This is a genomic window from Telluria sp. ZT3P39, assembly GCF_059685935.1.
In genome coordinates, this window is the sequence record NZ_JCASIH010000032.1 from 1 (window position 1) to 26,993 (window position 26,993).

The window sequence follows — 26,993 nt, forward strand, 5'->3', positions numbered from 1 at the left end:
GCGTAGAATCTTCCATGTGAGCCGGTTGCATGTTGATCTCCTAAGTCTAAGTTTCGAACTCTCAGGTTAGGACTCAATCTGCAAATCGGCTCACTTTCTTTTCATCATAGGATCTACAGATGCAACATCGCAGCACCTTCGCCGCATAAGCAAATAAGAAACCTGTCCTTCCCTTAACCGCTGAGTCCCCTTACGCTGGGCCCTGAATGGGGGTGCTGGCATGTCGATGACATATGTAATGGCGGGTTTCGCGGTAGGGCTGCTGGTCGGCATGACCGGCGTCGGAGGCGGCTCGCTCATGACGCCGCTGCTGACCTTGCTGTTCGGCGTCTCGCCCTCGGTCGCCGTCGGCACCGACCTGGCCTTTGCCTCGATCACCAAGGGCGTCGGCACCATCACCCACCGCTTCAACCGCACCGTCCAGTGGCCGATCGTGCGCCTGCTGTGCCTGGGCGCCTTGCCGGCCGCGCTGTTCACCACCCTGGCCCTGAGCCGCTTCGGCACCGTCAACCCGCAGATCGGCCAGGTGATCCGGTATTCGATCGCCGTCTCCGTCATGCTGACCGTCGTCGCGCTGCTGTTCCGTGCGCGCATGCTGGGCTGGATCAATGCCCATCCCGAGCGCCAACTGCAGGGAAAGAAGCTGGCCACGGCCACAGTCGTCTCGGGCGCCGTGCTGGGTGTGCTGGTCACCGTTTCCTCGATCGGCGCCGGCGCGATCGGCGCCACGCTGCTGGTCATGCTCTATCCACGCTTGAGCTCCGCCGAAGTGGCCGGCACCGACATCGCCTACGCCGTGCCGCTGACCGCGATCGCCGCGGTCGGCCACTGGTGGCTGGGCTCGATCGACTGGATGCTGCTCTTGACCTTGCTCATAGGCTCGGTGCCGGGCATTACGCTGGGCGCCATGATGGCGCGCAAGGTTCCTGAACGCTTCCTGCGCGCCTTGCTGGCCATGACACTGACGGGCGTCGCGGCCAAGCTGGTGCTGTAACAAATTCCGCCGAAGCTAATAGCTGATCTGTCTATGCAAATAAGGATTGCTTCGTTTGTAATATAAGGGCTGTGTGGGAATATGGCCCCCTCAAGAATATGTGAAGGCCTCCATGACATCGCTCGCTCAGCCACGCAAGTCTCCTGGCCGGGTCATCCCCGGCTTCGGGATCTCGCTCGGCTTCACGCTGTTCTACCTGGCGCTGATCGTGCTCATTCCCCTGTCGGCGGTCTTCCTCAAGACCTTCACCATGAGCTGGGAAGCCTTCTGGAGCGCCGTCACCTCCGAGCGTGTGATGGCGTCCTATCGCCTCAGCTTCGGCACCTCCCTCATCGCCGCCTTCATCAACGTCATTTTCGGCGGCATCGTGGCCTGGGTGCTGGTGCGTTACACCTTCCCCGGCAAGCGCATCATCGACGCCCTGGTCGACCTGCCGTTCGCACTGCCTACCGCGGTGGCCGGCATCACGCTCACCGCCCTGTATTCGCACAATGGCCTGATCGGCGAGCAGCTCGCCAAGTTCGGCATCAAGGTGGCGTTCACCCCACTGGGCGTGCTGGTCGCGCTGACCTTCATCGGCCTGCCTTTCGTGGTGCGCACGGTGCAGCCGGTGCTGGAAGAAGCCGAGCGCGAACTCGAAGAAGCCGCCGCCAGCCTGGGCGCTTCGCCGATCCACACCTTCACCCGCGTGGTGCTGCCGACGATCACGCCGGCCCTGCTCACGGGCTTCGCGCTGGCCTTTGCGCGCGCCACCGGCGAATACGGCTCGGTGATTTTCATCGCGGGCAACCTGCCGATGGTGTCCGAAATCACGCCGCTCTTCATCATCACCAAACTCGAGCAGTACGATTACGCGGGCGCCACCGCGATTGCCGTGGTCATGCTGGTCATCTCCTTCATCCTGCTGCTGACGATCAACCTGCTGCAGGCCTGGACACGCAAACGGGCAGGCAAATCATGAGCGCAGTCCTCGACAACATCAAGGCCGTGCCCAAGGCGGCCGCTCCAAGGCGCCGGTCCACCAGCGTGCTCGAACCCGACTGGGTGCGCTACCTCCTGATCGTGGTGGCGCTTGGTTTCCTGACCCTGTTCCTGTTCGTGCCGCTGGCGGCGGTCTTCACCGAGGCGCTCAAGAAGGGCTGGGGCACCTATGTCGAATCGATCACCGACCCGGACGCGCTGTCCGCCATCCGCCTGACCCTGATCGCGGCCGCCATCTCGGTGCCGCTGAACCTCGTGTTCGGCGTGGCCGCCGCGTGGTGCATCACCAAGTTCGAGTTCCGCGGCAAGAGCATCCTGCTCACGCTCATCGACCTGCCGTTCTCGGTCTCGCCGGTCATCGCGGGCCTGATCTACGTGCTGATGTTCGGCGCCCAGGGCTGGTTCGGCGAGTGGCTGATGGAGCACGACATCAAGATCCTGTTCGCGGTGCCGGGCATCGTGCTGGCCACCGTGTTCATCACTTTCCCGTTCGTGGCGCGCGAGCTGATTCCGCTGATGCAGCAGCAGGGCACCGAAGAAGAAGAAGCCGCGCTGGTGCTGGGCGCCTCCGGCTGGTCGACCTTCATGCGCGTCACGCTCCCGAACATCAAGTGGGGCCTGCTGTACGGCGTCATCCTGTGCAATGCGCGCGCGATGGGCGAGTTCGGCGCCGTGTCGGTGGTATCGGGCCACATCCGCGGCGAGACCAACACCATGCCGCTGCAGGTCGAGATCCTCTACAACGAATACAACTTCACGGCTGCGTTCGCGATCGCATCCCTGCTGGCGCTGCTCGCGCTGGTGACCCTGGCGGTGAAGAGCTTTATCGAATGGCGCCTGCACCAGGTCCGCAAGGCTGCCGCCGACGAACGACAACAGGAAGCGCTAGCATGACCATCGAAGTCCAACACATCCGCAAGCAATTCGGCCAGTTCACCGCGCTCGACGACGTCTCGCTGCAGTTCCCGGACGGCCAGCTGACCGCCTTGCTCGGCCCTTCGGGCTGCGGCAAGACGACCCTGCTGCGCATCATCGCGGGCCTGGAGCATCCGGATTCCGGGGCCGTGCTGCTCGACGGCCAGGATGCCTCGCACCACCACGTGCGCGAGCGCCAGGTGGGCTTCGTGTTCCAGCACTATGCGCTGTTCAAGCACATGACGGTGTTCGAGAACGTCGCCTTCGGTTTGCGCGTCAAGCCGCGCAAGGAGCGCCCGTCCGAACAGCAGATCCGCGACAAGGTGCGCCAGCTGCTCGAGCTGGTTCAGCTCGACTGGATCGCCGACCGCTATCCGCCCCAGCTTTCGGGCGGTCAGCGCCAGCGCATCGCGCTGGCGCGCGCCCTCGCCGTGGAGCCGCGCGTGCTGCTGCTCGATGAACCCTTCGGCGCGCTCGACGCCAAGGTGCGCAAGGAATTGCGCCGCTGGCTGCGCCGCCTGCACGACGACCTGCACGTGACCTCGATCTTCGTCACCCACGACCAGGAAGAAGCGCTGGAAGTGGCCGACCAGGTGGTCCTGATGAACAAGGGCCGCATCGAGCAGCTCGGCACGCCCGACGCCGTCTACAACCACCCGGCTTCGCCTTTCGTCTACGGTTTTCTGGGCAACGTGAATCTGTTCCACGGCCGCGTGCAGGACGGCGTGCTGGCCAGCGGGGCAGTGCAGTTCGAGGTGCCGCAGGGCGCCGGCGCGCGCAACGGCAACGGTATCGGCTACGTCCGCCCGCACGACCTCGACGTCGAGCGCTATATCCCCGGCGCCGGCGACAGCGGCGGCGTGGTCGCCAGGCTGCGCCGCGCGCATGCCATCGGTCCGCTGGCCCAGCTCGACCTGGAGCGGCTGGATAACCAGCAGCTGATCGAAGCGGTCCTGCCGAACGAGATGTTCGCGCGCCACGGCTTCAAGGAAGGCGACACCCTGGTGGTCAAGCCGCGCCGCATCGAAGTGTTCGTGGATGCAGGGGAGGGGATATGAACTTCCAGCAGCTGCGATCCGTGCGCGAAGCGGCCCGCCGCGACTTCAACCTGACCGACGTGGCCAATGCGCTGTTCACCTCGCAGCCCGGCGTGTCGCGCCAGATCCGCGAGCTCGAGGACGAACTCGGGGTCGTCATTTTCGAGCGCAACGGCAAGCGCCTGACGGGCCTGACGCCACCCGGCAAGGGCATCCTCAAGATCGTCGAGCGCCTGCTGGTGGAAGCCGAAAACCTGCAGCAGGCCAGCGCCGAATTCGCCGCACAAGACAGCGGCACGCTCACCGTGGCCGTGACCCACACCCAGGCGCGCTACGCGCTGCCGCAGGTAGTGCAGTCCTTCCGCAACGCCTTCCCGGGCGTGCGTATCGCCCTGCAGCAAAGCGCGCCGGAACACATCGCCGAATGGGTTTTGTCCGGCAAGGCGGACATCGGCATCGCCACCGAAGGCCTGTCGGCCTTCCCCGACCTGGTCTCCTTCCCCTGCTACCGCTGGAGCCACCTGGTGGTGGCGCCCGAAGGCCACCCGATCTTTTCCTGCGCCACGCCGCTGCGGCTGGAAGACCTGGCCGAGTATCCGCTGATTACCTACGACCAGGGCTTCACGGGCCGCAGCCACATCGACGCCGCCTTCCGCGAGGGCGGGCTGGCGCCAGACATCGTGCTGACTGCCATGGATTCGGACGTCATCAAGCAGTACGTGTCGCTGGGGATGGGCGTGGGGATCGTGGCTTCGATGGCTTTCGACCATGGCCGCGACAAGGGCATGCGCGCGATGGAAGCGTCGCACCTGTTCGCGCCGAACGTGACGCGGCTGGCGGTAAGGCGCGGGTCGTATCTGCGCGCGTATGCCTTCCACTTCATCGAGCGCTTTGCGCAGGGGTATACGCGGGCGGATATCGAGAAGGCCTTGCAGGCGGTGGAGTGAGCGGGCTCACTGCCCCGGATTCGTGTAGCGGGCGTGAATAGAATCAATCCCCTTCACCACCTCCGCCGGCAGCACCAGTTCCGCCGCATCGATGTTCTCCTTCAGCTGCGCAAGAGTGGTCGCCCCGATAATGGTCGAGCCCACGAACCAGCGCGAATAACACCACGCCAGCGCCATCTGGGACGGCAGCAGGCCATGTGAGCGCGCCAGCGCCGCATACTCCGCCACCGCGGCCAGCACCGACGGCCGCACATAGCGCGGACTCCAGCCGGCCGGGAAGACCGTCAGCCGCCCGGACGCCTCAGGATTATCGAGATACTTGGCCGTGAGCTGCCCGAACGCCAGCGGGCTGTAAGCCAGCAGGCTCACGCCTTCGCGATAGCAGGCTTCGTCCATCAAACTGGTCTCGAACGCCCGCGCAGTCAGGTTATACAGATTCTGCACCGTCGCGATGCGCGGCAATCCACGCGCCTCCGCGTGCTTGATGTACTCGCACACGCCCCAGGCGCTTTCGTTCGAGACGCCGATGTGGCGGATGGTGCCGGCCTTGACCATCTCGCCCAGCGCTTCCAGCGTATCCTCGATCGGCACGGCCGGCCGCTCGGCTTGCGGATTGAAGCTGTTGGCCCCGAAGATCGGCAGGTTACGGCTCGGCCAGTGGACCTGGTAGAGGTCGATGTAATCCGTGTTCAGGCGGCGCAGGCTGTCCTGGACGGCGGTGCGGATATTCGTGGCATCCAGGTTGTGGCGGGCACCCCGGATCCAGGGCATGTTGGTGTTCGGCCCGGCGATCTTGGTGGCCAGCACCACCTCGCTGCGGCGGCCGGTTTTCTTGAGCCAGCTGCCGATGTAGCGCTCGGTCGACCCTTGCGTCTCGGCGCGCGCCATCACGGGGTACATCTCGGCAGTGTCGATGAAATTGATGCCGCGCTCGAGCGCGTAGTCCAGCTGGCTGTGCGCCTCGCTCTCCGTATTTTGCTCGCCGAAGGTCATGCTGCCAAGGCAGACCTTCGACACCATCAAATCGCTTTGTCCCAGCTGCCTGCGGTCCATGAGGTGTTCCTTGTTCAGCGGCGCAGGGCGGCCGCAGCTTCGCGCACCAGCGCCGGGCCCGCATAGATCAAGCCACTATAGAGCTGCACCAGCTGGGCGCCGGCCGCGATCTTGGCGCGCGCATCCTCGCCGCGCATGATGCCGCCCACGCCGATGATCGGCAGCGCATCGCCCAGCTCCGCCTTCAACAAGCGGATCACGGTATTGGACAGCTCGAACACCGGCGCGCCCGACAAGCCGCCGGTTTCCTCGCCATGCTGCATGCCTTGCACGGCCGTGCGGCTGAGCGTGGTGTTGGTGGCGATGACGCCGTCGATCCGGTGGCGCAGCAGGGCGCCGGCGATGTTGCGCACCTGGTCGCCATCGATGTCCGGTGCGATCTTCAGCGTCACCGGCACGTAGCGCTTGTGCTGGTCGGCCAGGCGCAGCTGCTCCTGCTTGAGTTGCGCCAGCAGGGAGTCGAGTTCCGACTCGCCCTGCAGCTGGCGCAGGTTCTTGGTGTTCGGCGACGAGATGTTCACCGTCACATAGCTCGCGTACGGATACACCTTGCGCAGGCAGTGCAGGTAATCGTCGGCCGCACGTTCGATCGGGGTATCGGCGTTCTTGCCGATGTTCAGGCCGAGCACGCCCTGCTTGTCCTGGTAGAAGCGGGAGGCCTGCACATTGGCGACAAAGGCATCCACGCCGCCGTTATTGAAGCCCATGCGGTTGATGATGCCCTGCGCCTGCGGCAGGCGGAAGATGCGCGGCTTCGGGTTGCCGGCCTGGGGCCGCGGCGTGACGGTGCCGATTTCGATCGAGCCGAAACCCAGCGCGGCGAGGCCGTCGATATAGGCGCCGTCCTTGTCCAGGCCGGCGGCCAGGCCCACCGGGTTCGGGAAGGTGATGCCCATGACCGTACGCGGGTCCGGCGCGGGCTTGGCGGCCAGTTTGGTCAGGCCGAGGGAAGCGGCACGGCGCAGCAGCGGCAGGGTCAGGTGGTGGGCGGTCTCGGCATCGAGCGAGAAGAGGAGCGGGCGGGCCAGGGTGTACAGGGACATGGGGGACTCGAGAATGTGACTCCCGCCATTTTACCGTGTCGAGGGGATGGTCTTGCCCTCAGCGGTCGAGCACGCCCCATTCGCCGCCGATGCGCGCTTCCAGCGGCCGGAAATTGATCTTGTAGGCCATCTTGGGGCTCTGCTCGATCCAGTAGCCCAGGTAGACATACTGCAGGCCCAGCTCGCGCGCCTGGCTCACCTGCCACATCACGTTATAGGTGCCGAAGGATGCGCCCGGCAGGTCGGGGTCGAAGAAGGTGTACACCGAAGACAGGCCGTCGGACAGCACGTCGATGATCGACACCATGCGCAAAGTGCCGTCCGGCTCGCGGAATTCGACGAGGCGGGTGTTGACCCGGCTTTGCAGGAGGAACTGGGCGTACTGGTCGCGGCTGTCCTGGTCCATGCCGCCGCCGACATGGCGCGTGGTCTGGTAGCGCAGGTAGAGTGCGTAGTGCTCGTCCGAGAAGGCCAGGTTGGCCACCATCGCGACCAGTTCGCCATGGCGCTTCCAGGCGCGGCGCTGGGTGCGGTTGGGCGTGAAATCGTCGCATTTGACCCGCACCGGGATGCAGGCATGGCAGCCGTCGCAGTAGGGACGGTAGGTGAAGATGCCGCTGCGGCGAAAGCCGTTGCGCACCAGTTCGGAATACACGTCGGCGTTGATGAGGTGCGAAGGCGTCGCGACCTGCGAACGGGCCTGCCGTGCATCGAGGTAGCTGCACGGGTAGGGCGCCGTCGTGTAGAACTGCAGCGTGGCGAAAGGCAGGTCATTTAGATGCGTCATGCAAAGGCCCCGGGACGACGTGGTGCACCTATTTTAGCGAATTCGGAAGCGCGCCACCGTTAAGGAGTCAACGGTGCCGCCACCTCCCAGCGGGCAATGGCGGGCTCACGAATGGCTTCGGCCAGGTGTGCCAGGAAGGCGCTCCTGGGAATCGGCGCCGCGCCAAGCGAAGCCAGGTGGCCGGTCTCCTGCTGGCAGTCGATCATGCGCACGCCATGCCGGCGCAGGAAGGCGACCAGGTAGGCGAGCGCTACCTTGGAGGCGTCTGGCACCCGCGCGAACATCGATTCGCCGTAGAACATGCGGCCGATGCAGACCCCATAGGCGCCACCCACCAGTTCGCCGTCGAGCCAGACTTCGGACGAATGGGCATAGCCCATGGCGTGCAGCCCGGTATAGCCATCGATGATCTCTTCCGAGATCCAGGTTCCCGGGCCATCCCGGCGCGGCGCGGCGCAGGCGCGCATCACGTCTTCGAAGGCGGTGTCGAAGCGCACGTCCCAGCGCTGCCCGCCGGTGTCGCTACCCGTGCGGCTGCGCTCGATGCGTTTCAGGGTTTTCCTGAGACTGTCGCTGATCTTGAAGCGGTCGGTATGCAGCACCATGCGCGGGTCGGTGCTCCACCAGAGGATGGGCTGGCCTTCGGAGAACCACGGGAAGATGCCGTTCTGGTAGGCCAGCAGCAGGCGCTGGGGCGACAGGTCGGCGCCGGCGGCGAGCAGGCCCGGCGCGTCCGCCGTCAAGGCTTCGGACACGTCGGGAAACGGCGAAGTCGGCTCGAGCCAGGGGATCATGCGGCCTTCAATGGGTCAGTCGGGTTCGCGGGGAGCCCGCATCGGGCGCACGATGTCCCGGCTATGGAAGCCCATGCTGCCGCCCTCGCGGATTTTGACGCGGTCGGCGAAGAACAGTTCAAGCGTGTTGCGCACCGTGGGGAACGCCAGGTCGTCCCAGGGGATCTCGTCCTGCGTGAACATCCGCACATCCAGGCTTTCCTCGCCGGGCGCGAAGTCGAGGTTGCGCAGGCGCGCCAGGTAGAACAGATGCACCTGGTGGACATGGGCCACGTTCAGCAGGGTGAACAGCGGGCCGAGTTCGATGTCGGCGCCGGCTTCTTCTTCGGTCTCGCGAATGGCGGCCTGTTCGGTCGTCTCTTCGTTCTCCATGAAGCCGGCCGGCAAGGTCCAGTATCCGTAGCGCGGTTCGATCGCGCGCTTGCACAGCAGCACTTGCAGCTTGCCATCACGTTCCCAGACGGGAAGCGTGCCGATCACCAGCTTGGGGTTCTGGTAGTGGATGGTTTGGCACTGCGGGCAGACATAGCGCGGCCGGTTGTCGCCTTCGGGGATGGCCAGGGCGACGGGATGGGCGCACTCGGAACAGAATTTCATAGGGGCTCGGAAGCTTGGAATTGTGCTTACTTTACACTGAAATCCCGCTCGCATGAGATGCCGTGCAGCCCGGCACAGCGTCCCGCCGCCAATGGCGAAAGCGGGCTTGTACTGCAATTTCCGTCTTTTAAGGAATTGCATTTGCGTAATCGGGCATGCCGGCGTATAATTCATTCCGCGGGGTGGAGCAGTCTGGCAGCTCGTCGGGCTCATAACCCGAAGGTCACAGGTTCAAATCCTGTCCCCGCAACCACATTCTAAAGGCCGCTGATTCGCAAGAGTCAGCGGCTTTTTTCATTGGCGCTTCCCGCCCTTGTTTCGACTGCTTGCGACGCAGGTCAAACCTGCGGCGTCTGTCCGCAATCTTGCTCCATCAGCCCGGTCGAACACACGACGACCGGCGCCATCCCGGCCGATGACGCTAAGGGGCAGACAAAGCATGATCAACGTAGACGACATCAACGAGGCCTGGGGCTGGGTCGGCTTGACCGCCGTCGAGGTCCTCGGGGCCAATGCCTTCGGTAATCTCATCATCCGCGACGACGAAGGGCGCTACTGGCGCTTGCGCCCGCAAGACCTGTGCTGCGAACCGCTGGCCGACAGCCGCGACGCGCTCGATGCGCTGTCCTATAACCAGGATTTCCTGAACGACTGGTATATGCCGGAGGTCGTGCACCTTGCCGAAGCGACGCTGGGGCCGCTGACCGACGACCGCAAATATTGCCTCAAGATTCCCAGCGCCCTTGGAGGCCACTATGGGCGCGACAACCTGGCGACGGTTCCCTTGCCGGAGTTGATCCGTTTTTCAGGGGAGGGTGCGCAGCAGTTCGATGGACTGCCGCGGTGGAATTAATAATCCGAACCGTGCCGGGTCGGCTCAGTCCACTTCGTCGCTGAGGCTGGCCCACAGGTAGGCCGCCGCCATCGTGCGGTGCGGCGCATAGCCTGCCAGCAGTTGCTGCGTAGCCGGGATGCTTGGCCGTTCCGCGCCGCCGAGCAAGCGGTGGAAGGCGGTGCGGATGACCACGTCGCCTTCCAGCGAGCAATCCGGGTAGCCATAGCCGCGCAGCAGCGCGTAGTTGACGGTCCAGGGACCGATGCCCTTGACCGCCAGCAGTTCCTGCACCACTTCGGCGATGGGCCGCTCGCGATCGAGCACGACGGCGCCCTCGAGGACGAGCTGCGCCAGCCGCAGCAGGGTCTCTGCTTTTGCGCGCGAGAACTTGCGACTGGTCAGGTCCTCCAAGGCAAGACGCGCCACGTCTTGCGCTTCCGGATAGCACCACAGGCCGCTCGCATGCGGGCGGCCGGCCAGCCCGATGAAGGTGCGCCGCAGCGAGATGGCGAAAGGCAGGTTGATCTGCTGGCCGATGATGGCCCAGGTCAGTGCTTCGAAGACCGTGGCCGACTGCACGATGCGCAGGCCGGGCTGGCGCGCCACCAGCGGCGCCAATAGAGCGTCGTCGCGCACGAAGTCGGCAAATGCCGTGGGGTCGATACGCAGGCCCAGGATGTTGAGCAGCGCTTCCTGGGCGCGTCTCAGGAGCGCCGGCGTGAGCGCTCCGTCGGCGTCGACCGTGCAGCGTGCGCCGGCGGCCGCGAAGCTTACCTGCAGCACCGTCGGCACGCCATCGAACAGCACACCCTTGCGCAAGCCCTGCGGCCCCACTTGTTCCGCAAGCCCTTCGGCATCGCGGCTGTGGAAGGCCAGCACGTCCCGGGTGCGGTAGCCGGGGGGCAGGGCGATGCCGAACTGCGTTTGCATCACTTGCCCTGGGCCGTGCTTGGTGCGCGCAGGAAGGCGGGCTTGAAGCCGGTCACCAGCGCCGTGCCGGCCAGGACGATGGCCGAGCCCACCAGGGTGTGCCAGCCGATGGTCTCGTGCAGGAAGAGCGCGCCCCACAGGATGCCGAACATCGGGTTCAGGAAAGTCACCGTCAGCGCCGAGGTGGTGCCGACTTCCTTGATCAGCTTGAAGTAGAGGATGTAGGCGATCCCGCTGCACACCACACCCAGCGCCAGCACGGCGGCCATGATGCCGACGGTCGGCTCGCCCGGAGAAGGGAAGAAGGCCAGCGCCGGGATGGTGCAGACGGTGGCGGCCCACATCGAGCCATGCGCATTGGCGAAAGGCGCCACCGCCTTGGCCGACTTGGCGTACTGGCTGGCGATGCTGTAGCTGAAGGCGGCCACCAGCGCGGCGCCGATGGCGACGAAGGCGCCCGGGCGTTCCGACACGTGGTCGAAGCCGACCAGCAGCGCCACCCCGAGGGTGCCCAGCAGCAGGCCGAGCGCGGCCCGCGCAGACACCGCCTGGCGCGCCCACACGGCGCCGACCAGGGCGCCCCACATCGGCGCGGTGGCGTTCAGCACCGACAGCACCGAAGCGCTCAAGGTGCGCGCGGCAAAGGCGAACAGCAGGAAGGGCAGGGCCGAGTTAAAAAAGCCGAGGATCAGGTAGTGCTTCCAGTGGCGGCGCAGCTCGAGCGGCGCGCCTCTGCCGCGCAGGCGCATGAACCAGGCCACGCCGGCCAGGAACAGGGCCGCGAACAGCACCCGGTATTCGATCAGTACGGCCGGGCCGAGCACGGGCGCGGCGATGCGCATGAAAAGAAAGGAGCCGCCCCAGATGGCGGCCAGCGCCACGAGGCGCAGCATGTTCACGGTGTTCATGGAAAGAAGAATCGGGGCGAAGCTGCGATTATGGCGGCGCTGCGCGCGCTGCGCCATCCGTTTTTTGCGGCGCCGCCGCATGCGGCACCAGCAGCGCCGCCGGCACGCCGTTCTTCACGGCGGTCATCTCGGCCATGATCGAGATCGCGATCTCGCTCGGCGTCTTGCTGCCGATGTAGATGCCGACCGGCCCGTGCAGCCGCGCCAGCTGGGCGTCGTCGAGGTCGAACAGCTTGAGGCGCTCGCGCCGCTTCTCGTTGTTCAGGCGCGAGCCGATCGCGCCGACGTAGAAGGCTTCGGACTTGAGCGCTTCCATCAGCGCCAGGTCGTCCAGTTTGGGATCGTGGGTGAGGGCCACCACGGCGCTGCGCGCATCCAGGCGCGCCTCGATCACCAGATCGTCGGGCATTACGTAGGCCAGCTCGACGCCGGGCAGGTTCCAGTTGCTGCGGTATTCCTCGCGCGGGTCGCACACGGTCACGCGGTAATCCATGCCGCTGGCCACCTGGGCCAGGAAGCGCGACAGCGGACCGGCGCCGATGATGAACAGGCGCCAGCGCGGGCCGTGGATGGTGGCGAGCACGCCGTCTTCGATGCGCTGGATGCTGTTTCCAGCGGCGCGCTCCAGGCTGACCGCACCGGTGGCCAGGTTCACGCGCCGTTCGACCAGTTCGCCCTCGTGCAGGCGCCCCAGGAGCTCGCGGATGCGGCTGTCGTTGGATAAAGGTTCGATGGCCAGCTCAATGGTGCCGCCGCAGGGCAGGCCGAAACGGTGCGCCTCGTCGGCGCTGATGCCGTAGCTGACGATCTCGGGCGCCGTTAGTTCGATGCCCTTGGCGCGCACGCGGTCGATCAGGTCGTCCTCGATGCAGCCGCCGGACACCGAGCCGACGACAGTGCCGTCGTCGCGGATGCCGAGGGTGGCGCCGATCGGGCGCGGGCTCGAGCCCCAGGTCTTGACGACCGTGACCAGCTGGCAGCGGTGGCCGAGCGCCAGCCAGGCGTCGCAGGTCTTCAATACGTCGAGGTCGATACTGTCCATGAATGCCGGCCGCATGCACGGCGCCAGTGGTGGGGATGGGCCATCATACAAAAAATGCGGGGAGCTTGCCGGGAACCGGGCACGTCGGGCGGGGGGCGTAGGGTGGGCGGCTTCGCCGCCCGCGCGTTCAACTATCGCGTGAATTAACGCGCATCGGCGATTCGAGCGCTGGTTGAACGCGCGGGCGTTCGTAATTCCGGGCATTGCCCGAAATTACCCCGCCCACCCTACGGTGTCAGCGGCTGCTTGGCCGACTTCTTGGCCTTGACCTCGGCCACCGCCTTGTCGATGGCGGCGATGCGCTGCGCCATCGACGGATGGTTCGCCGTGTGGCTGTTCAGGACCGTGGCCGGATAGGTGCCGAGGAAGCGCTTCCAGAATGCGGCCGCGCCGTCGATGCGGTAGTCGGCGCGCGCCAGCAGGTAGATCGCCAGGCGGTCGGCGGCCGCGTCGAGCGTCGCGGGCATCGGCTTGATGCCGCCGCTGCCGATCAGCATCGAGGTGTCCGGCGAGATGTTCGTCAGGTTCTCGATGATGCCGCCGATGGTGGCCGCATTGCGCTGCGTGGCCGCGTGTCCCAGCATGTTGTGCGCCATCGTGCGCGCGATGACATACGCCAGTTCGTCGTCGCTCTGGGCGAAGCCCATCATGCCGCGGGTGAGCATCACGCGCTGGCCGTCGGCGTAGGCGTTGACGTTGTCGGCGTTGCCCAATTCGATGCCGAAGGCGCAGGCGCGGGTGACCGGGATGCTCAGGTCGCGCGCCTTGCCCTTGCGTTCGACGGTGAGGGGCAGCGTGGCCTGCTTGGCCACGATCGGGCGGAATACGGCGCCCGCCTGGGTCAGCGCATTCGGGCCGGGCGGCAGCGGCGTGCCGCCCGCGGCCAGCAGTTCGTCGCCCTGGCGCAGGCCGGCCTTGGCCGCGCCGCTGCCCACCAGCACGCTGGTGACCTGCAGGCGCTCGCCCATGCCCAGCACCGCGTAGGCGGCCTCGTTGTACTGGCCGGGATAGGCGTAGCGGTTCTTGGCGGTGAAACCGAGCAGGTTGCGCGCGTGGCGAGTGCACAGTTCCGCATTGTCGATGAGCAGCGGCGCGGCGACCTTGTACAGGCGGTCTTGTAGCGCCGCCATTTTGGTCAGCGTCTCGGCGGCCGCCGTCATTTCCGGGGTCACTTGCGGGGCGGGCGGTTCGCCCGGAGCGGCGGGACGGGCTTGCCCCGGTTGCATTGGGCCCTGCGTGGCGCAGGCAGACAGCAGTGCGGCGAGCGCGACGCCCAGCGCAAGCCGGCGCAGGCGATGAATGCGGATCATGCTTATCCTCGGATTTGTCAGTTATTGTTTGCCGGTGCTGCCGAATCCTCCGGCGCCCCGTTCGCTCGATGCGAACTCGTCTACCACGTTGAAGCCTACCTGCAGCACCGGCACGATCACGAGCTGGGCTAGCCGGTCCATCGGCTGCAGCGTGAAGGTGGTGTGGCTGCGGTTCCAGGTCGAGACCATCAGCTGTCCCTGGTAATCGGAGTCGATCAAGCCTACCAGATTGCCGAGAACGATGCCGTTCTTATGGCCGAGTCCACTACGCGGCAGGATCATGGCGGCATAGCCCGGATCGCCGATGTGGATGGCCAGGCCGGTCGGCACCAGCACCGTCTGGCCAGGCTCGATCGTGAGCGGCGCGTCGACGCAGGCGCGCAGGTCCAGGCCCGCGCTGCCGGGTGTGCCGTAGGCTGGCAGCAGTTCCTTCATGCGCGGGTCGAGGATCTTGAGGTCGATGTTCTTCATGTTCTTTTTGTGTTCGTTCAGGTCAGCAGCGAGCGCCGTTCCAGGCGCTTCGCGATTTCGGATACCAGCTGGCGTGCCAGCGTGAGCTTGTCGGCGCGCTCCAGCAGGGTGTGGCCGGTGTCGTCGAACAGGATGATCGTGTTCTCATCCTGCCCGAAGGTCTGCGGCCCGATATTGCCCACCAGCAGGGGAATGCCTTTTTTCTCGCGCTTGGCCGCGCCGAACTCCACCAGGTTTTCGGATTCGGCGGCAAAGCCCACGCAATACGGCCAGCCCGAGAGCGAAGTGGTGGCGGCGACCGACGCGAGGATGTCGGCGTTCTGCACGAATTCCAGCTGGGGCGGGGCGCCACCTTCCGTCTTCTTCATTTTCTGGCCGCTGGCATTCGCCACGCGCCAGTCGGCTACCGCCGCGACGCCGATGAAGACGTGCTGTCCCTCGACCCCGGCCATGACCGCATCGTGCATCTGCTGCGCGGTGAGCACGTCGATGCGGCGCACGCCGTGCGGCGTGCTCAAGGAGGTCGGGCCGGACACCAGGGTGACCTCGGCGCCGGCTTCGCGCGCGGCGCGCGCGACTGCATAGCCCATCTTGCCGGACGAAAGATTGGTGATGCCGCGCACCGGATCGATCGGCTCGAACGTGGGTCCGGCCGTGATCAGGACGCGCCGCCCGGCCAGCACCTTGTGCTGGAAGGAGGCGATCAGCTCTTCGACCAGCTCCTCGGGCTCCAGCATGCGCCCCAGGCCGGTCTCGCCGCAGGCCTGGGAGCCGGCCGCGGGGCCGAACAGGCAAATGCCGTCTTCACGCAGCTGCGTGACGTTGCGCTGGGTCGCCGGGTTTTCCCACATCTCGACGTTCATGGCCGGTGCGACGAGCAGCGGCACATGGCGCGGACGCGCCACGCACAGGGTCGAGAGCAGGTCGTCGCAGGCCCCATGCGCGAGTTTGCGCATGAAGTCGGCCGAGCAGGGCGCGACCAGCACCGCGTCCGCGTTGCGGGTGAGGTCGATGTGGGCCATGTTGTTGGCCATGCGAGGGTCCCACTGGTCGGTGAAGACCGGCTGGCCCGACAGCGCCTGCATGGTGACCGTGCCAATGAAGTGGGTGGCGGCTTCGCTCATCACCACCTGCACGCTCGCGCCCTGCTTGACCAGGGCGCGGCACAGCTCCGCCGCCTTGTAGCAGGCCACGCCCCCGGTCAGGCCGAGGACGATATTCTTGCCCCTGAGGTCCATGTTCATGCTGCCTCCAGAATCAGGATTTTGCGTCAGGATTTATTCACGCGCCGCAGTTCATCCAGGATGAACAGGAAGGCGCCGACCGAGATGCCGATGTCGGCGATGTTAAACGCCGGGAAGTGGCCCACGCCCTTCCAGTAGAAATCGAGGAAGTCGATCACGTGGCCATAGGCCAGGCGGTCGATCAGGTTGCCGATGGCGCCGCCCATGATCAGGCTGAGGGCGAAACAGAACAGGCGCTGGGTGGCGTGCTTTTTCATCAGGTAAAGCATGAAGCCGACGGCGACAACCGCGATGCCGGTGAAGAAATAGCGCTGCCAGCCGCCGGCGTCGCCCAGGAAGCTGAAGGCCGCGCCCGGGTTGTACACCTTGATCAGGTTGAAGAAGCCGGTCATCGGCAGCGCCTCGCCATAGGCGAAGCTGCGCTCGACGGTGAGCTTGGTGACCTGGTCGAGCAGGATGACGAGCAGGGCGATGCCGAACCACGGCAGCAGGCTGGCTTGACTCTTGTAGACGGGCTTGGCGCCGAGGGGTGCGGGTTTCTTTTTGGTAGCCATGATGAATGTGTCGATACCCGCCATGCCGTTTCGATCAACGGCATGGCGGTGGACCCCGCGAGGGGACTGGGTGCCGTTACGCGAACCGGCGCTGTTCGCCGCTGCCGAACAGGTTGCTGGTGCAGCGGCCGCACAGGCCCGCGTGTGCATGGTCGTGGCCGACGTCGCGGCGGTAGTGCCAGCAGCGTTCGCACTTCGCCGCTTCGGATGGGGTCACGGCGACCGCTTCGTTGGCAGCGTCCGCCACTTGCTCGACGCTGGCCTGCGAGGTGATGAAGACGAATTTCAGGTCGTCGTCCAGGCTCGCCAGCAGCGCATACTTGTCGCCGGCGGCCTTGATCGCCAGTTCCGCCTGCAGCGAGGAGCCGATGGCGCCGGAAGCGCGCACTTCCTCGAGCTGTTTGGTGACGTCGGTCCGCACGTCGCGCAAGGCCGCGTACTTGGCCAGCAGCGCCTCGCCGTCCGCCAGTTCCGGGAAGGTCCACTGGGTTTGCGTAAAGATGGTCTCATCGCTGTCGGCGTAAGCCTGCTGGCCCGCGAACACGGCCCAGGCTTCCTCGGCGGTGAAGGACAGGATCGGCGCCATCACGCGCAGCAGCGACTGGGCGATATGCCACAGCGCGGTCTGGGCCGAGCGGCGCGCCTTTGAGTCGATGCCGGTGGTGTACAGGCGGTCCTTGAGGATGTCGAGGTAGAAGCCGCCCAGGTCTTCCGAGCAGTAGTTCTGCAGGCGCGACACCACTGGATGGAATTCATAGCGCTCGAAGTGCGCGCCGATGTCCTTCTGCAGTTCGGCCATGGCGGCGATCGCGTAGCGGTCGATCTCGAGCATCTCCGCCACCGGCACGGCATGTTGCGCCGGGTCGAAGTCCGAGGTGTTCGCCAGCAGGAAGCGCAGCGTGTTGCGGATGCGGCGGTAGGATTCCGTCACGCGCTTGAGGATCTCTTCGCTGATCGACAATTCGCCGGTGTAGTCGGTCGAGGCGACCCACAGGCGCAGGATGTCGGCGCCCAGGGTGTCCGAGATCTTCTGCGGCGCCAGCGTGTTACCCAGCGACTTCGACATCTTCTTGCCATGCTCGTCGACCGTGAAGCCGTGGGTCAGCAACGCTTTGTAGGGCGGGCGGCCGTTGAGCATCGAGGAGGTCAGGAGCGACGAGTGGAACCAGCCGCGGTGCTGGTCCGAGCCTTCGAGGTAGAGGTCGGCCGGGAAGGCGGATTGTTCGGCGTGCGAGCCGCGCAGCACGGTCTGGTGCGTCGCGCCCGAGTCGAACCAGACGTCCAGCGTGTCCTTGTTCTTTTCGTAGTGGTGGGCGTCCTCGCCCAGCAGGGTAGCCGGGTCCAGGCTCTGCCAGGCGTCGATGCCGTTCGCCTCGATCAGCTTGGCCACCTGTTCCAGCAGTTCCGGGGTGCGCGGGTGCAGGTCGCCGGTTTCCTTGTGGATGAAGAAGGCCATCGGGACGCCCCACTGGCGCTGGCGCGACAGGGTCCAGTCCGGACGATTCTCGATCATGCCGTGCAGGCGCGCCTGGCCCCACTCGGGGAAGAAGGTGGTCTCGGCGATGCCGGCCAGGGCCGTCTCGCGCAGGCTCTTGCCGCCGTCTTTCGGGATCGTGTCCATGCCGGCGAACCACTGGCTCGTTGCGCGGTAGACGATCGGGGTCTTGTGGCGCCAGCAGTGCATGTAGCTGTGGTCGAACATCTTCAGCTCGAACAGCGCGCCGGCGTCGGTCAGCGCGGCGCAGATCGGCTTGGACGCTTCCCAGATGGTCATGCCGCCGAACAGCGGCAGGTTCGGCGCAAAGCGGCCGTCGCCCATCACGGGCTTGAGGATGTCGTCGTCCTTCATGCCGTGCGCCTTGCACGACTGGAAGTCTTCCAGGCCGTAGGCCGGCGCCGAGTGGACCACGCCGGTGCCGCTCTCGGTGGTGACGTAGTCGGCCAGGTAGACCGGCGAGACGCGGTCGTAGAACGGATCGGCCGCGTACATCGGGTGCTTGAAATGCAGGCCGCCGAGTTTTTCGCCCAGGGTGGTGGCGATGGTCTTGCCTTCGAACTTGTAGCGCGCCAGCACCGATTCCACCAGGTCGGTGGCGAGGATCAGCAGCAGCGGCAGGCCGTCGCGCTCGGTCTGCACCAGCGAATAGCTCACTTCCGGGTTTACGTTCAGGGCCTGGTTCGACGGGATGGTCCACGGGGTGGTGGTCCAGATCACGATGAAGCCGTTGGCGGTCGGCAGCTGATGCAGGCCGAAGGCGGCGGCGACTTTCTCCGGCTCCGCGAACGGGAAGCCGACGTCGATCGCCGGATCGCGCTTGTCCTGGTATTCCACTTCCGCTTCGGCCAGGGCCGAGCCGCAGTCGAAGCACCAGTTCACGGGCTTCAGGCCGCGGTAGACATAGCCTTTTTCGAGCAGCTTGCCCAGGGCGCGCAGCTCGTCGGCCTCGTTACCGTAGGCCATGGTCATGTACGGGTTTTCCCATTCGCCCAGCACACCCAGGCGGATGAAGCCGGCGCGCTGGCGGTCGATCTGCTCGAGCGCGTAGGCGCGGGCCTTTTGCAGCACTTCCGCGGTCGGCAGGTTCTTGCCATAGAGTTTTTCGATCTGGATCTCGATCGGCATGCCGTGGCAATCCCAGCCCGGGACATAGGGCGCGTCGAAACCGGCCATGGTGCGCGATTTTACGACCATGTCCTTCAGGATCTTGTTGACCGCGTGGCCCAGGTGGATGTCACCGTTCGCATACGGCGGACCGTCGTGCAGGATGAATTTCGGGCGGCCGGCGGATGCCTTGCGGATGCGGTGGTACAGCTTTTTTTCCTGCCATTGCTTGACCCAGCCCGGCTCGCGCTTGGCGAGGTCGCCGCGCATCGGGAAGGGGGTGTCGGTCATGTTGACCGGGTATTTGCTCTCAGGCTTCTTCGCACCCTTCGGCGCGGCGTTCTGGACAGGTTTGGTATCGGACATAGGGTTCTTCTCTAGGGGATTCGGATCAAGGTCGCGGCGGGGCCGCGGACAGCGCTCAAGGGGTCAAGGCGGCGTCAAATTCGGTCGGTCGCGGTCAGCGCGCCGTTGCTGCGCGCGAACCAGGCGCGCGCCTGCATGGCGTCGCGGTCGATCGCGTCGGTCAGGGTGGGCAGGTCGACGTATTTTTCTTCGTCGCGCAGCTTGGCGAGGAATTCCACCCGCACCAGCTTGCCGTAGGCCGAGGCCTGGTAATCGAAGACATGCACTTCGAGCAGCATGCGGCCCGCGTCCTCGACGGTAGGGCGCACGCCGAGGCTGGCGACGGCGGGCAGCGGACCGTCGGCCAGGCCGTGCACCTGCACCACGAAGATGCCGCACAGGGCAGGGCGGTGCGCGACGCGCAGGTTCAGGGTCGGGAAGCCGAGCGTGCGGCCGAGCTTCTGGCCGTGGATCACGTGGCCCGACATGGTGTAAGGGTGGCCCAGCAAGTCCTGGGTGGCGTCGAAGTCGCCGAGGGCCAGCGCTTCGCGCACGGCCGACGACGAGATGCGGCGCTCGCCATGCAGCACGGCTTGCAAGGTCTCGACCTGGAAACCGAATTCGCGTCCGGCTTCCTGCAGCATGGCGATGTCGCCGGCGCGCCTGGCGCCGTAGCGGAAGTCGTCGCCGACCATCAGCCATTTCACGTGCAGGCCGTCGACCAGCACGCGCTTGACGAAGTCGTGCGGGGCCTGGGCGGCGAAGTGTTCGTTGAAGTGCTCGACGATGACGCGGTCGATGCCGGAATCGGCCAGGTCGCTGAGCTTGTCGCGCAGGTTGGCGATGCGGGCCGGGGCTTTCGACAGGTCGTTTGCGCGCCGGGCGAAGTATTCGCGCGGGTGCGGCTCGAAGGTCATTACGGCGGCTTCGATTCCCAGATTCGCCGCGGCGCCGCGCACGTGGGCCAACAATGCCTGGTGGCCGCGGTGGACACCGTCAAAGTTGCCGATCGTGAGGGCGCAGGGTGCGCGCGCCCTGTCGTTGGGAAGTCCGCGAAATACCTTCATCAATGGTTCCAGTTGCGCAGCCGGCCGCTCCGGCGCGAAATGCTGATTATACGGTAACTCGGATGTTGCACAGCAACGTGGGGCAGAGAGTCAACCGATATGGGTGGGGTGGATTGGCCAGCGTGAATGACGGCCAAAAAAAACGCCGCCTGCGAACAGGCGGCGTTTCGTGACTGCTTGCTCGCTTAAGCGATCGGGCGGTTGATTGCCATGATCCAGTAGCGGGCCAGGTCGGCAGTGCCTTCCTTGCCGCCCACCGATTTCAGGGTATTGATGGCTTGCTGCTTCTTGCCGGCTGCAGCGTAGGCTTCGCCCAGGCGCAGCTTGGCTTCGTCGGCATAGCGCAGGCCACCGGCCTTGATCGCGGTTTCCATCATCTTCAGGCCCTTGTCGGCCTGGCCAGCCTGGACCAGCGAATAACCGAGACCGACCAGCGCGTCGTTGTCCTTGGCGGCCGTGTATTCGGCTTCCAGGGCAGCGACGTTCTTGTTCTGCTCAGCCAGGTTCTTCTCGGCCAGTTCCTTCAGGCGCTGGTGACGCGCAGCGTCCGCGCCGGTGCCCAGGGCGCCGGCCTTGTAGCCCTTGTCGATGACTTTCAGGGCTTCGGCAGGAGCCTTGGCCTGCAGCACGAGCTGGGCCATTTCCATGTACTCGCTCGGCTTCTTCAGCAGGTTGTTGGCCAGCTTCAGGCGGTAGATATCCACCGACAGGCGGCCGCTCGAGAAGCCTGGCTTGCCCTGCACGCGGTTGAGCAGGTCGGTCCAGTACTGGGCCTTCGGGTAGTTCGAGGCCAGCTTTTCGATGGTGTTGACGTAGCCAGCCTTGTCGTTCTTCTTCAGCTGGATGTTCGCCAGCATGCCGAGCTCGTCTTCGCTCAGGCGGCCGCTTTTCTCGGCGTTGCGCAGTTCCTGCTCAAGCGCGGCAACATTGCCCTGCTTGTAGTAGTTCTGCATCAGGTAAGCGCGCAGCTTGGGATCGTTACCGTTCTTGAGCAGCTTCTGGATGGCGGCGTTCGCCTTGTTCAGGTCGCCGGCGCGCATGTAGATGCCGACCAGGCCTTCCGAGAACTGCGAACGCTCGCCGGCGTTCAGCTTGCCCGAGTCGAGCAGTTTTTCGAACGAGTTGGCGGCGGTGTTCCAGTCGCCGGCCGACGAGGCCGCCGAGGCGCGCACGCGCTCGATCAGGAAGCGCTCGTTGTCGTCCTTGGCAGCTTTGTCCGCGTCGCGCAGGGCAGCCAGGGCGCCCTTGTGGTTGCCTTGCTTCATCAGCGATTGGGCTTGCTGGAGTGGCTTGCCGATTTCGGCGCGCAGGACCGCGGCATGCACGGGAGCCAGGCCGACGACCGGCACGGCTGCGGTGAAACCGAGGGCGGCCAGTGCGAGGCCAAGGTGTGCGAGACGGAATTTAATCATCTGAAAACATCCTTCTTCAAAAGGGACACGGCAGGGAAACCCTGCCGTGTTGGTCTGACATGTGTCGATTACTGGAACTGCTCGTTACCGACCATGCCGATCTTGGTAACGCCGAGACGCTGGGCCGTTGCCATGACACCGGCAACCACCTTGTACTCGACCAGCTTGTTCGGACGCAGGTGCACTTCCGGCTGGTCAGCCAGCGCCGCAACGCCGTTCATCTTGGCTTCCAAGGCTGCACGATCTGGAATGACTTCACCGTCCCAGAGGATGGTGCCGTCGAAGTCCACATCGATCGTTACGACCACAGGCTTCACACTCGATGGCGGCGGGGTACCGACCGGCATGTTCAGGTTGACCGAGTGGTTTTGCTTCGGAATCGTGATAATCATCATGATGATCAGAACGAGCAGGACGTCAATCAGCGGCGTCATGTTCATTTCCATCATCGGTTCCGGATCGGCTCCTTTTGCGGAGCCCGAACCCACGTTCATGCTCATGGTGTTTCCTTTTCAAATGTTGGGTAACGGACGCGGTGCCGAATTCCCGTTTCAGGAACCCTGCACCGCGGACAGAGCTGTTAACCCTTGTCAGGTGGTTCGATAACGAAACCGACCTTCTGAATCCCAGCACGCTGAGCCGTGTAGATGACCCGGCCGATCGCTTCGTAGCGGCTTGCCTGGTCGCCGCGCACTTTCACAGCGGGTTGTGGCTCCTTCACCGACTGCTCCGCGAGGAACTTGAACAGCTCGTCCGTGTTCGCGATGCGCGTCTGGTTGTAGTACATCTCGCCATCTTTGTTGATGGTGATGTTAACGTCTTCCGGCTTGGTCTTGGTAACCTGGTTCGACTCTGCAGGAAGGGCGACCTTCTGCAGGTTCAGAACCACCGGGCTGGTGATCAGGAAGATGATCAGAAGAACCAACATGATGTCGACTAGCGGCGTCGTGTTGATTTCTGACATCACGGCATCATCATCTCCGGAATCGGAGCCGACACTCATCGACATGATTAACCAGCCTTCTTGGCGCCGGCAGCGGCGTTCGAAGTCGACATGGCGCCCGAGATCAGGACCGAGTGCACGTCAGCCGAGAACGAACGGACGTCTTCCATGACCGACTTGTTACGACGAACCAGCCAGTTGTAACCCAGGACCGCAGGAACTGCAACGAACAGACCGAAGGCGGTCATGATCAGTGCTTCACCGACTGGACCTGCAACCTTGTCGATCGATGCGTTACCCGACATACCGATGGCGGTCAGCGCGTTGTAGATGCCCCAGACGGTACCGAACAGGCCGATGAACGGCGAGGTCGAACCGACGGTTGCCAGGAACGACAGGCCGTCTTGCAGGCGCGACTGGACGCGGTCCACTGCGCGCTGGATCTGCATGGTGACCCAGGTCGACAGGTCGATCTGCTCGAGCAGGGCGCCGTCGTGGTGCTGGGTTGCCTTGGTGCCGGTTTCAGCGATGAAGCGGAATGGCGAACCTTCTTTCAGCGATGCCGAACCGGCAGCGATCGATGGGGCTTTCCAGAACTTGGCCGACGCTTCCTTCGACTGGCGCATGATCTTCTGCTGGTCGATCAGCTTGGTGATGATGATGTACCACGAACCGATCGACATCAGGGCCAGGATGATGATGGTGCCCTTGTTGACGAAGTCGCCTTCTTCCCACATGGCGCCGATGCCGTATGGGTTGTGGACTTCTTCCTTGGTGCCGGCAGCGTCGCCGGCAGGAGCGGCAGCTGCATCGGCAGCCGGTGCGGCAGCTGCATCGGCAGCTGGTGCAGCAGCTGCATCGGCAGCCGGTGCTGCAGCCGCGTCAGCCGCCGGAGCGGTGGCGCCTGCGGCAGGAGCGTCAGCGAAGGCTGGTGCGGAGACCAGGGCCGATGCCGCCGTTACCGAGAACAGGACAGCCGCCAGCATAGCGGACAAACGGGTATTCTTAAACATGCTTCCTCCAAAAATATAAAATAGACAGTTCGCTGAACTTATAACAACGAAAATCACAGATTGAGACGGTGTTCTGTCTCGGTTTTATTCCAGCGTCCAGACGTACTGCACCGCTGTCCACGCCTGTTGCGGCTGGCCATCAACCATGGCCGGCTTGAATCGGCATTTCGTCAGAGCCGTTTGTGCGGCTCGGTCCAGGTCGCGGAAGCCACTCGACTTCTGCAGTTTGGAATCCATCACGCGACCATCAGCACCAATCAGGAACTGCAGGGTCGTAGTACCGGTCTCTTCGTTACGCTGCGACGAACGCGGATATTCCGGGCGTGCGCAGGTGTTGAAGTCGGCCACTGCTTCGGTACGGCTCGGACCACGTGGCGCTGCTGGCGGAGCCGGCGGTGCTGGTGGTGCCGGCGGTGCCAGCGAAGTGGTCGGCGGCGGCGTGTTGGTTGCCGTCGTGATCGCATTTTGCGGCGGCGGAGGCGTCTGCACCTGCACTTCAACCGGCGGGATGAACGGCGGTGGAGGAGCCTTCATTTCCGGCGGCGGCGGTGGCGGCGGCGTGTCCGGCGGTGGCGGCGGCTTCACCTCTTCGATCAGTTTCGTTTCCACAGCCTCGGTTACCTTGCTCACGATCCGGGTGCCGAGGCCATTGACGACGGCCCAAGCTACCAGAACGTGCAACAGGATGACAATGGCGAGACCTGTGAAATTCTTTCCCGGGTTCTTCTCATGCGTAAAATTCATGCCATCTTTCTCCAATACCAACTCTTTTTTGTTGCCACTAAACCCACTCAACACGACAAAAACCTAGGGCCGCTTGCGGGAGATCAAAGAATTATACCTACGAATTCTTTTTTGGGCATACATTTTTGCATACCCAAAAGAGTTCTATCTACCTGTAAAAACAGGCAAACAAGCTCATCTATACGTGCGCGGCGCCAGCGTATTTGTGGTCCAGAAAGCAAGGATGATTTGTAATTGTTTGTCGCAGTTCTCCTCCATGTGTGGATCGTCAGGCAGGAATGCCGCATTTGCCAAATTTTTCATGCCTAAATCGGCTACTGGCAAATTTCGTATGATCAACTCGTGATCTTTCTGCAAACTATAGCCAAGTTTACGGAACCCGTGCGTACTGTTGACCTGCCAAAAACGAACCGCTTCCTGCCGTAAGCCATAGCTGAAAGTGATGGGCGAAACGCGTCTTGATATACTTCAGTAGTGCGAATGACAAGCATTCGGCTCCACCATCGCGATGCCTGCATAGCAAAACTACATGACATTGGGGGTTTTGAACAGTGTGTTAGCGCACCCAGGCGCAAAAAAACTTGCGGGGAGGTGGATGTCTGGGCGTGGGTGGGGTGGTAATGCTACTGGGGATGCCGAGGAAAAAAGTGTAATGGGCAACAGCAGCTACGTCCGCCAGACTGCCTGCGGCCCGGCGGTATCGGATGAAAGGCGCGGCTCCTCGCAGCCAGGCGTTCGCGCCGCCGTTTTCATGCGCTGCGAATAGGAAGGATGCCTTCTGGACTGGCCGAAAGCAAGGAAAAAAATGACGGAAAACTGAAAGGAGGCCGACTCCGCCGCCAGGAGGGCGGCGGATCGGCAGGGAGAAAAAGCGTCAGCGGCCGCGCTTTTCGCGGCGGCACTCCAGGAAGCTGACCACGTGGCCGCTCGGGTCCACGGTCTCCAGGCGCACGTCGAAGCCCCACAGGCGGGCCACGTGCTTCAGTACTTCCTGGGCCTGCTGGTTCAGCGGGCGCCGATTGAACTGGGTGTGGCGCAGGGTAAGGGCGCGGTCGTCGCGGGTATTGACCTGCCAGACCTGGATGTTCGGTTCGCGGCTGCCGATGTTGTACTGCTCGGCAAGCTTGTGGCGCACGTAGCGGTAGCCCTGTTCGTCATGGATCGCCGAAATTGTCAGCTTGTCGCTGCGGTCGTCGTCGAGTACGGCGAAGAAGTGGAAATCGCGGATCAGCTTGGGCGACAGGTATTGGGCGATGAAACTTTCATCCTTGAAGTTGCGCATTGCAAAATCGAGGGTCTTGAGCCAGTCGCTGCCAGCCATGTCCGGAAACCAGGCCCGGTCTTCGTCGGTCGGCTCTTCGCAAATGCGCCGAATGTCGGTCATCATCGCAAAACCCAGCGCGTATGGATTGATGCCGCTGTAATAGGGACTGGTCGCCGGCGGCTGGTAGACCACGTTGGTGTGGCTTTGCAGGAATTCCAGCATGAAGCCATCGCCGACGATGCCTTCCTTGTACAGGTCTTGCAGGATGGTGTAGTGCCAGAAGGTGGCCCAGCCTTCGTTCATTACCTGGGTCTGGCGTTGCGGATAGAAATACTGAGAGATCTTGCGCGTGATGCGGACCAGCTCGCGCTGCCAGGGCTCCAGCAGGGGGGCGTATTTCTCGATGAAATAGAGCAGGTTTTCCTCGGGCTCGGGCGGGAAGCGCACCGGCGCCGCATCCATCACCTGTTCTTCGCGCAGCGGCAGGGTGCGCCAGATGGAGTTGACCTGGGATTGGGCATACTCCTCGCGCTCTTTCAGGCGGGCTTTTTCTTGCGCCACTGACAGCTTGGCCGGACGCTTGTAGCGGTCGACCCCGTAATTCTGCAGCGCGTGGCAGGAATCGAGCAGGTCTTCGACCGCATCGATGCCGTAGCGCTGCTCGCACTCGGCGATATAGTTCTTGGCAAACACCATGTAGTCGACGATCGCATCGGCATCGGTCCAGGTACGGAACAGGTAATTGCCCTTGAAGAAGGAATTATGCCCGTAGGCAGCATGGGCAATCACCAGCGCCTGCATGGTCAGGCTGTTCTCCTCCATGAGGTAGGCGATGCAGGGATTCGAATTGATGACGATTTCGTAGGCCAGGCCCATCTGGCCGCGCTTGTAGCTTTTTTCGGTCGACAGGAAGTGCTTGCCGAAGGACCAGTGATTATAGGAAACCGGCATGCCGACCGAGGTGTAGGCGTCCATCATCTGCTCGGCGGTGATGATTTCGAGCTGGTTCGGGTAGGTGTCCAGGTTGTAGCGCTTGGCCACCCGCTTGATTTCGTCATGCGCCTGCTCGATCAGGTCGAAGGTCCACTCGGACTGTTCGGGCAGGGCGCGCGGGTTGTTCGGGTCTCGTGGCATGGGGTGCCTCCGTCTCTTCTGGGGTCG

General features: G+C 64.2%; 26 protein-coding genes and 1 tRNA gene. 7 read left to right on the forward strand and 20 right to left on the reverse strand.

Going from position 1 to position 26,993, the window contains the following annotated elements:
* Positions 1-220 precede the first annotated feature (220 nt).
* The 5 genes from AC56LR_RS19905 (at position 221) to AC56LR_RS19925 (ending at position 4,874) form a co-directional block, all read left to right on the forward strand.
* Positions 221-994 carry a sulfite exporter TauE/SafE family protein gene (locus AC56LR_RS19905; RefSeq protein ID WP_497132962.1) on the forward strand — a complete coding sequence of 258 codons (774 nt, stop codon included), beginning with the start codon at positions 221-223 and terminating at the stop codon, positions 992-994.
* A gap of 112 nt (positions 995-1,106) precedes the next feature.
* On the forward strand, positions 1,107-1,955 hold the full coding sequence (gene cysT / locus AC56LR_RS19910; RefSeq protein WP_497132964.1) for a sulfate ABC transporter permease subunit CysT: 849 nt from the start codon (positions 1,107-1,109) through the stop codon (positions 1,953-1,955).
* Complete coding sequence (gene cysW / locus AC56LR_RS19915) at positions 1,952-2,869, forward strand: sulfate ABC transporter permease subunit CysW (protein ID WP_497132966.1); 918 nt, start codon at positions 1,952-1,954, stop codon at positions 2,867-2,869. Before cysT ends, cysW begins: the two co-directional genes overlap by 4 nt.
* On the forward strand, positions 2,866-3,948 hold the full coding sequence (locus AC56LR_RS19920) for a sulfate/molybdate ABC transporter ATP-binding protein (RefSeq protein ID WP_497132968.1): 1,083 nt from the start codon (positions 2,866-2,868) through the stop codon (positions 3,946-3,948). Before cysW ends, AC56LR_RS19920 begins: the two co-directional genes overlap by 4 nt.
* A complete protein-coding gene (locus AC56LR_RS19925) occupies positions 3,945-4,874 on the forward strand; it encodes a CysB family HTH-type transcriptional regulator (protein WP_497132969.1) in 930 nt (309 codons plus the stop codon). The genes AC56LR_RS19920 and AC56LR_RS19925 overlap by 4 nt, the downstream gene beginning before the upstream one ends.
* Positions 4,875-4,880: 6 nt before the next feature.
* Here the strand turns inward: AC56LR_RS19925 and AC56LR_RS19930 are convergent, their stop codons facing one another.
* Genes AC56LR_RS19930 through AC56LR_RS19950 form a run of 5 tightly spaced genes read right to left on the reverse strand, consistent with a single transcriptional unit; the run spans position 4,881 to position 9,148 of the window.
* Positions 4,881-5,927 carry an aldo/keto reductase gene (locus AC56LR_RS19930; protein WP_497132970.1) on the reverse strand — a complete coding sequence of 349 codons (1,047 nt, stop codon included), beginning with the start codon at positions 5,925-5,927 and terminating at the stop codon, positions 4,881-4,883.
* A gap of 14 nt (positions 5,928-5,941) precedes the next feature.
* Entirely contained in the window at positions 5,942-6,970 is a 1,029-nt protein-coding gene (locus AC56LR_RS19935; protein WP_497132971.1) for a quinone-dependent dihydroorotate dehydrogenase, read from the reverse strand.
* A 58-nt stretch (positions 6,971-7,028) separates the two neighbouring features.
* The gene (locus AC56LR_RS19940) at positions 7,029-7,757 is read right to left on the reverse strand and encodes an arginyltransferase (RefSeq protein WP_497132972.1); all 729 of its coding nucleotides are present in this window, start codon (positions 7,755-7,757) and stop codon (positions 7,029-7,031) included.
* Between the two features lie 59 nt (positions 7,758-7,816).
* Entirely contained in the window at positions 7,817-8,551 is a 735-nt protein-coding gene (aat, locus tag AC56LR_RS19945; protein ID WP_497132974.1) for a leucyl/phenylalanyl-tRNA--protein transferase, read from the reverse strand.
* A gap of 15 nt (positions 8,552-8,566) precedes the next feature.
* Positions 8,567-9,148 (reverse strand): NUDIX hydrolase, encoded by a 582-nt coding sequence (locus AC56LR_RS19950; protein WP_497132975.1) that lies wholly within the window; start codon positions 9,146-9,148, stop codon positions 8,567-8,569.
* A 176-nt stretch (positions 9,149-9,324) separates the two neighbouring features.
* Between AC56LR_RS19950 and AC56LR_RS19955 the strand changes: the two genes are divergently transcribed.
* Positions 9,325-9,401 (forward strand) — tRNA-Met (locus tag AC56LR_RS19955).
* Positions 9,402-9,587: 186 nt separating this feature from the next.
* Positions 9,588-10,001, forward strand: a complete 414-nt coding sequence (locus AC56LR_RS19960) for a T6SS immunity protein Tdi1 domain-containing protein (RefSeq protein ID WP_497132977.1) — start codon at positions 9,588-9,590, stop codon at positions 9,999-10,001.
* Positions 10,002-10,025: 24 nt separating this feature from the next.
* Here the strand turns inward: AC56LR_RS19960 and AC56LR_RS19965 are convergent, their stop codons facing one another.
* From AC56LR_RS19965 to AC56LR_RS20035, 15 genes are all read right to left on the reverse strand, one after another.
* On the reverse strand, positions 10,026-10,913 hold the full coding sequence (locus AC56LR_RS19965; protein ID WP_497132979.1) for a DNA-3-methyladenine glycosylase family protein: 888 nt from the start codon (positions 10,911-10,913) through the stop codon (positions 10,026-10,028).
* Positions 10,913-11,821, reverse strand: coding sequence for a DMT family transporter (locus AC56LR_RS19970; protein ID WP_497132980.1), 909 nt, complete (start codon positions 11,819-11,821; stop codon positions 10,913-10,915). The genes AC56LR_RS19965 and AC56LR_RS19970 overlap by 1 nt, the downstream gene beginning before the upstream one ends.
* Positions 11,822-11,849: 28 nt before the next feature.
* On the reverse strand, positions 11,850-12,863 hold the full coding sequence (locus AC56LR_RS19975; RefSeq protein WP_497132982.1) for an XdhC family protein: 1,014 nt from the start codon (positions 12,861-12,863) through the stop codon (positions 11,850-11,852).
* 227 nt (positions 12,864-13,090) lie between these two features.
* Positions 13,091-14,173, reverse strand: a complete 1,083-nt coding sequence (locus AC56LR_RS19980) for a M48 family metallopeptidase (RefSeq protein ID WP_497132984.1) — start codon at positions 14,171-14,173, stop codon at positions 13,091-13,093.
* 21 nt (positions 14,174-14,194) lie between these two features.
* The gene (gene dut, locus AC56LR_RS19985; protein ID WP_497132986.1) at positions 14,195-14,644 is read right to left on the reverse strand and encodes a dUTP diphosphatase; all 450 of its coding nucleotides are present in this window, start codon (positions 14,642-14,644) and stop codon (positions 14,195-14,197) included.
* A 17-nt stretch (positions 14,645-14,661) separates the two neighbouring features.
* Complete coding sequence (gene coaBC, locus AC56LR_RS19990) at positions 14,662-15,882, reverse strand: bifunctional phosphopantothenoylcysteine decarboxylase/phosphopantothenate--cysteine ligase CoaBC (protein ID WP_497133014.1); 1,221 nt, start codon at positions 15,880-15,882, stop codon at positions 14,662-14,664.
* 32 nt (positions 15,883-15,914) lie between these two features.
* Entirely contained in the window at positions 15,915-16,442 is a 528-nt protein-coding gene (lspA, locus tag AC56LR_RS19995) for a signal peptidase II (RefSeq protein ID WP_497132988.1), read from the reverse strand.
* A 76-nt stretch (positions 16,443-16,518) separates the two neighbouring features.
* Positions 16,519-19,410, reverse strand: a complete 2,892-nt coding sequence (gene ileS / locus AC56LR_RS20000) for an isoleucine--tRNA ligase (RefSeq protein ID WP_497132990.1) — start codon at positions 19,408-19,410, stop codon at positions 16,519-16,521.
* A gap of 74 nt (positions 19,411-19,484) precedes the next feature.
* Complete coding sequence (locus AC56LR_RS20005; protein ID WP_497132992.1) at positions 19,485-20,456, reverse strand: bifunctional riboflavin kinase/FAD synthetase; 972 nt, start codon at positions 20,454-20,456, stop codon at positions 19,485-19,487.
* 185 nt (positions 20,457-20,641) lie between these two features.
* Positions 20,642-21,868: a tetratricopeptide repeat protein gene (locus AC56LR_RS20010; RefSeq protein WP_497132994.1), complete on the reverse strand. Its 1,227-nt coding sequence runs from the start codon at positions 21,866-21,868 to the stop codon at positions 20,642-20,644.
* A 68-nt stretch (positions 21,869-21,936) separates the two neighbouring features.
* On the reverse strand, positions 21,937-22,368 hold the full coding sequence (locus AC56LR_RS20015) for an ExbD/TolR family protein (protein WP_497132995.1): 432 nt from the start codon (positions 22,366-22,368) through the stop codon (positions 21,937-21,939).
* A gap of 80 nt (positions 22,369-22,448) precedes the next feature.
* The gene (locus AC56LR_RS20020) at positions 22,449-22,877 is read right to left on the reverse strand and encodes an ExbD/TolR family protein (protein ID WP_497132996.1); all 429 of its coding nucleotides are present in this window, start codon (positions 22,875-22,877) and stop codon (positions 22,449-22,451) included.
* A 2-nt stretch (positions 22,878-22,879) separates the two neighbouring features.
* Entirely contained in the window at positions 22,880-23,824 is a 945-nt protein-coding gene (locus AC56LR_RS20025) for a MotA/TolQ/ExbB proton channel family protein (RefSeq protein WP_497132998.1), read from the reverse strand.
* 84 nt (positions 23,825-23,908) lie between these two features.
* Entirely contained in the window at positions 23,909-24,568 is a 660-nt protein-coding gene (locus AC56LR_RS20030; RefSeq protein WP_497132999.1) for an energy transducer TonB, read from the reverse strand.
* Positions 24,569-25,442: 874 nt separating this feature from the next.
* Entirely contained in the window at positions 25,443-26,966 is a 1,524-nt protein-coding gene (locus AC56LR_RS20035; protein WP_497133001.1) for a SpoVR family protein, read from the reverse strand.
* Between the last annotated feature and the right edge of the window lie 27 nt (positions 26,967-26,993).

Bases quoted from the DNA above. Each gene is read 5' to 3' on its own strand.
- AC56LR_RS19905 (WP_497132962.1), top strand. From the start codon at position 221: ATGTCGATGACATATGTAATGGCGGGTTTCGCGGTAGGGCTGCTGGTC.
- cysT (WP_497132964.1), top strand. From the start codon at position 1,107: ATGACATCGCTCGCTCAGCCACGCAAGTCTCCTGGCCGGGTCATCCCC.
- cysW (WP_497132966.1), top strand. From the start codon at position 1,952: ATGAGCGCAGTCCTCGACAACATCAAGGCCGTGCCCAAGGCGGCCGCT.
- AC56LR_RS19920 (WP_497132968.1), top strand. From the start codon at position 2,866: ATGACCATCGAAGTCCAACACATCCGCAAGCAATTCGGCCAGTTCACC.
- AC56LR_RS19925 (WP_497132969.1), top strand. From the start codon at position 3,945: ATGAACTTCCAGCAGCTGCGATCCGTGCGCGAAGCGGCCCGCCGCGAC.
- AC56LR_RS19930 (WP_497132970.1), bottom strand. From the start codon at position 5,927: ATGGACCGCAGGCAGCTGGGACAAAGCGATTTGATGGTGTCGAAGGTC.
- AC56LR_RS19935 (WP_497132971.1), bottom strand. From the start codon at position 6,970: ATGTCCCTGTACACCCTGGCCCGCCCGCTCCTCTTCTCGCTCGATGCC.
- AC56LR_RS19940 (WP_497132972.1), bottom strand. From the start codon at position 7,757: ATGACGCATCTAAATGACCTGCCTTTCGCCACGCTGCAGTTCTACACG.
- aat (WP_497132974.1), bottom strand. From the start codon at position 8,551: ATGATCCCCTGGCTCGAGCCGACTTCGCCGTTTCCCGACGTGTCCGAA.
- AC56LR_RS19950 (WP_497132975.1), bottom strand. From the start codon at position 9,148: ATGAAATTCTGTTCCGAGTGCGCCCATCCCGTCGCCCTGGCCATCCCC.
- AC56LR_RS19960 (WP_497132977.1), top strand. From the start codon at position 9,588: ATGATCAACGTAGACGACATCAACGAGGCCTGGGGCTGGGTCGGCTTG.
- AC56LR_RS19965 (WP_497132979.1), bottom strand. From the start codon at position 10,913: ATGCAAACGCAGTTCGGCATCGCCCTGCCCCCCGGCTACCGCACCCGG.
- AC56LR_RS19970 (WP_497132980.1), bottom strand. From the start codon at position 11,821: ATGAACACCGTGAACATGCTGCGCCTCGTGGCGCTGGCCGCCATCTGG.
- AC56LR_RS19975 (WP_497132982.1), bottom strand. From the start codon at position 12,863: ATGGACAGTATCGACCTCGACGTATTGAAGACCTGCGACGCCTGGCTG.
- AC56LR_RS19980 (WP_497132984.1), bottom strand. From the start codon at position 14,173: ATGATCCGCATTCATCGCCTGCGCCGGCTTGCGCTGGGCGTCGCGCTC.
- dut (WP_497132986.1), bottom strand. From the start codon at position 14,644: ATGAAGAACATCGACCTCAAGATCCTCGACCCGCGCATGAAGGAACTG.
- coaBC (WP_497133014.1), bottom strand. From the start codon at position 15,882: ATGGACCTCAGGGGCAAGAATATCGTCCTCGGCCTGACCGGGGGCGTG.
- lspA (WP_497132988.1), bottom strand. From the start codon at position 16,442: ATGGCTACCAAAAAGAAACCCGCACCCCTCGGCGCCAAGCCCGTCTAC.
- ileS (WP_497132990.1), bottom strand. From the start codon at position 19,410: ATGTCCGATACCAAACCTGTCCAGAACGCCGCGCCGAAGGGTGCGAAG.
- AC56LR_RS20005 (WP_497132992.1), bottom strand. From the start codon at position 20,456: ATGAAGGTATTTCGCGGACTTCCCAACGACAGGGCGCGCGCACCCTGC.
- AC56LR_RS20010 (WP_497132994.1), bottom strand. From the start codon at position 21,868: ATGATTAAATTCCGTCTCGCACACCTTGGCCTCGCACTGGCCGCCCTC.
- AC56LR_RS20015 (WP_497132995.1), bottom strand. From the start codon at position 22,368: ATGAGCATGAACGTGGGTTCGGGCTCCGCAAAAGGAGCCGATCCGGAA.
- AC56LR_RS20020 (WP_497132996.1), bottom strand. From the start codon at position 22,877: ATGTCGATGAGTGTCGGCTCCGATTCCGGAGATGATGATGCCGTGATG.
- AC56LR_RS20025 (WP_497132998.1), bottom strand. From the start codon at position 23,824: ATGTTTAAGAATACCCGTTTGTCCGCTATGCTGGCGGCTGTCCTGTTC.
- AC56LR_RS20030 (WP_497132999.1), bottom strand. From the start codon at position 24,568: ATGAATTTTACGCATGAGAAGAACCCGGGAAAGAATTTCACAGGTCTC.
- AC56LR_RS20035 (WP_497133001.1), bottom strand. From the start codon at position 26,966: ATGCCACGAGACCCGAACAACCCGCGCGCCCTGCCCGAACAGTCCGAG.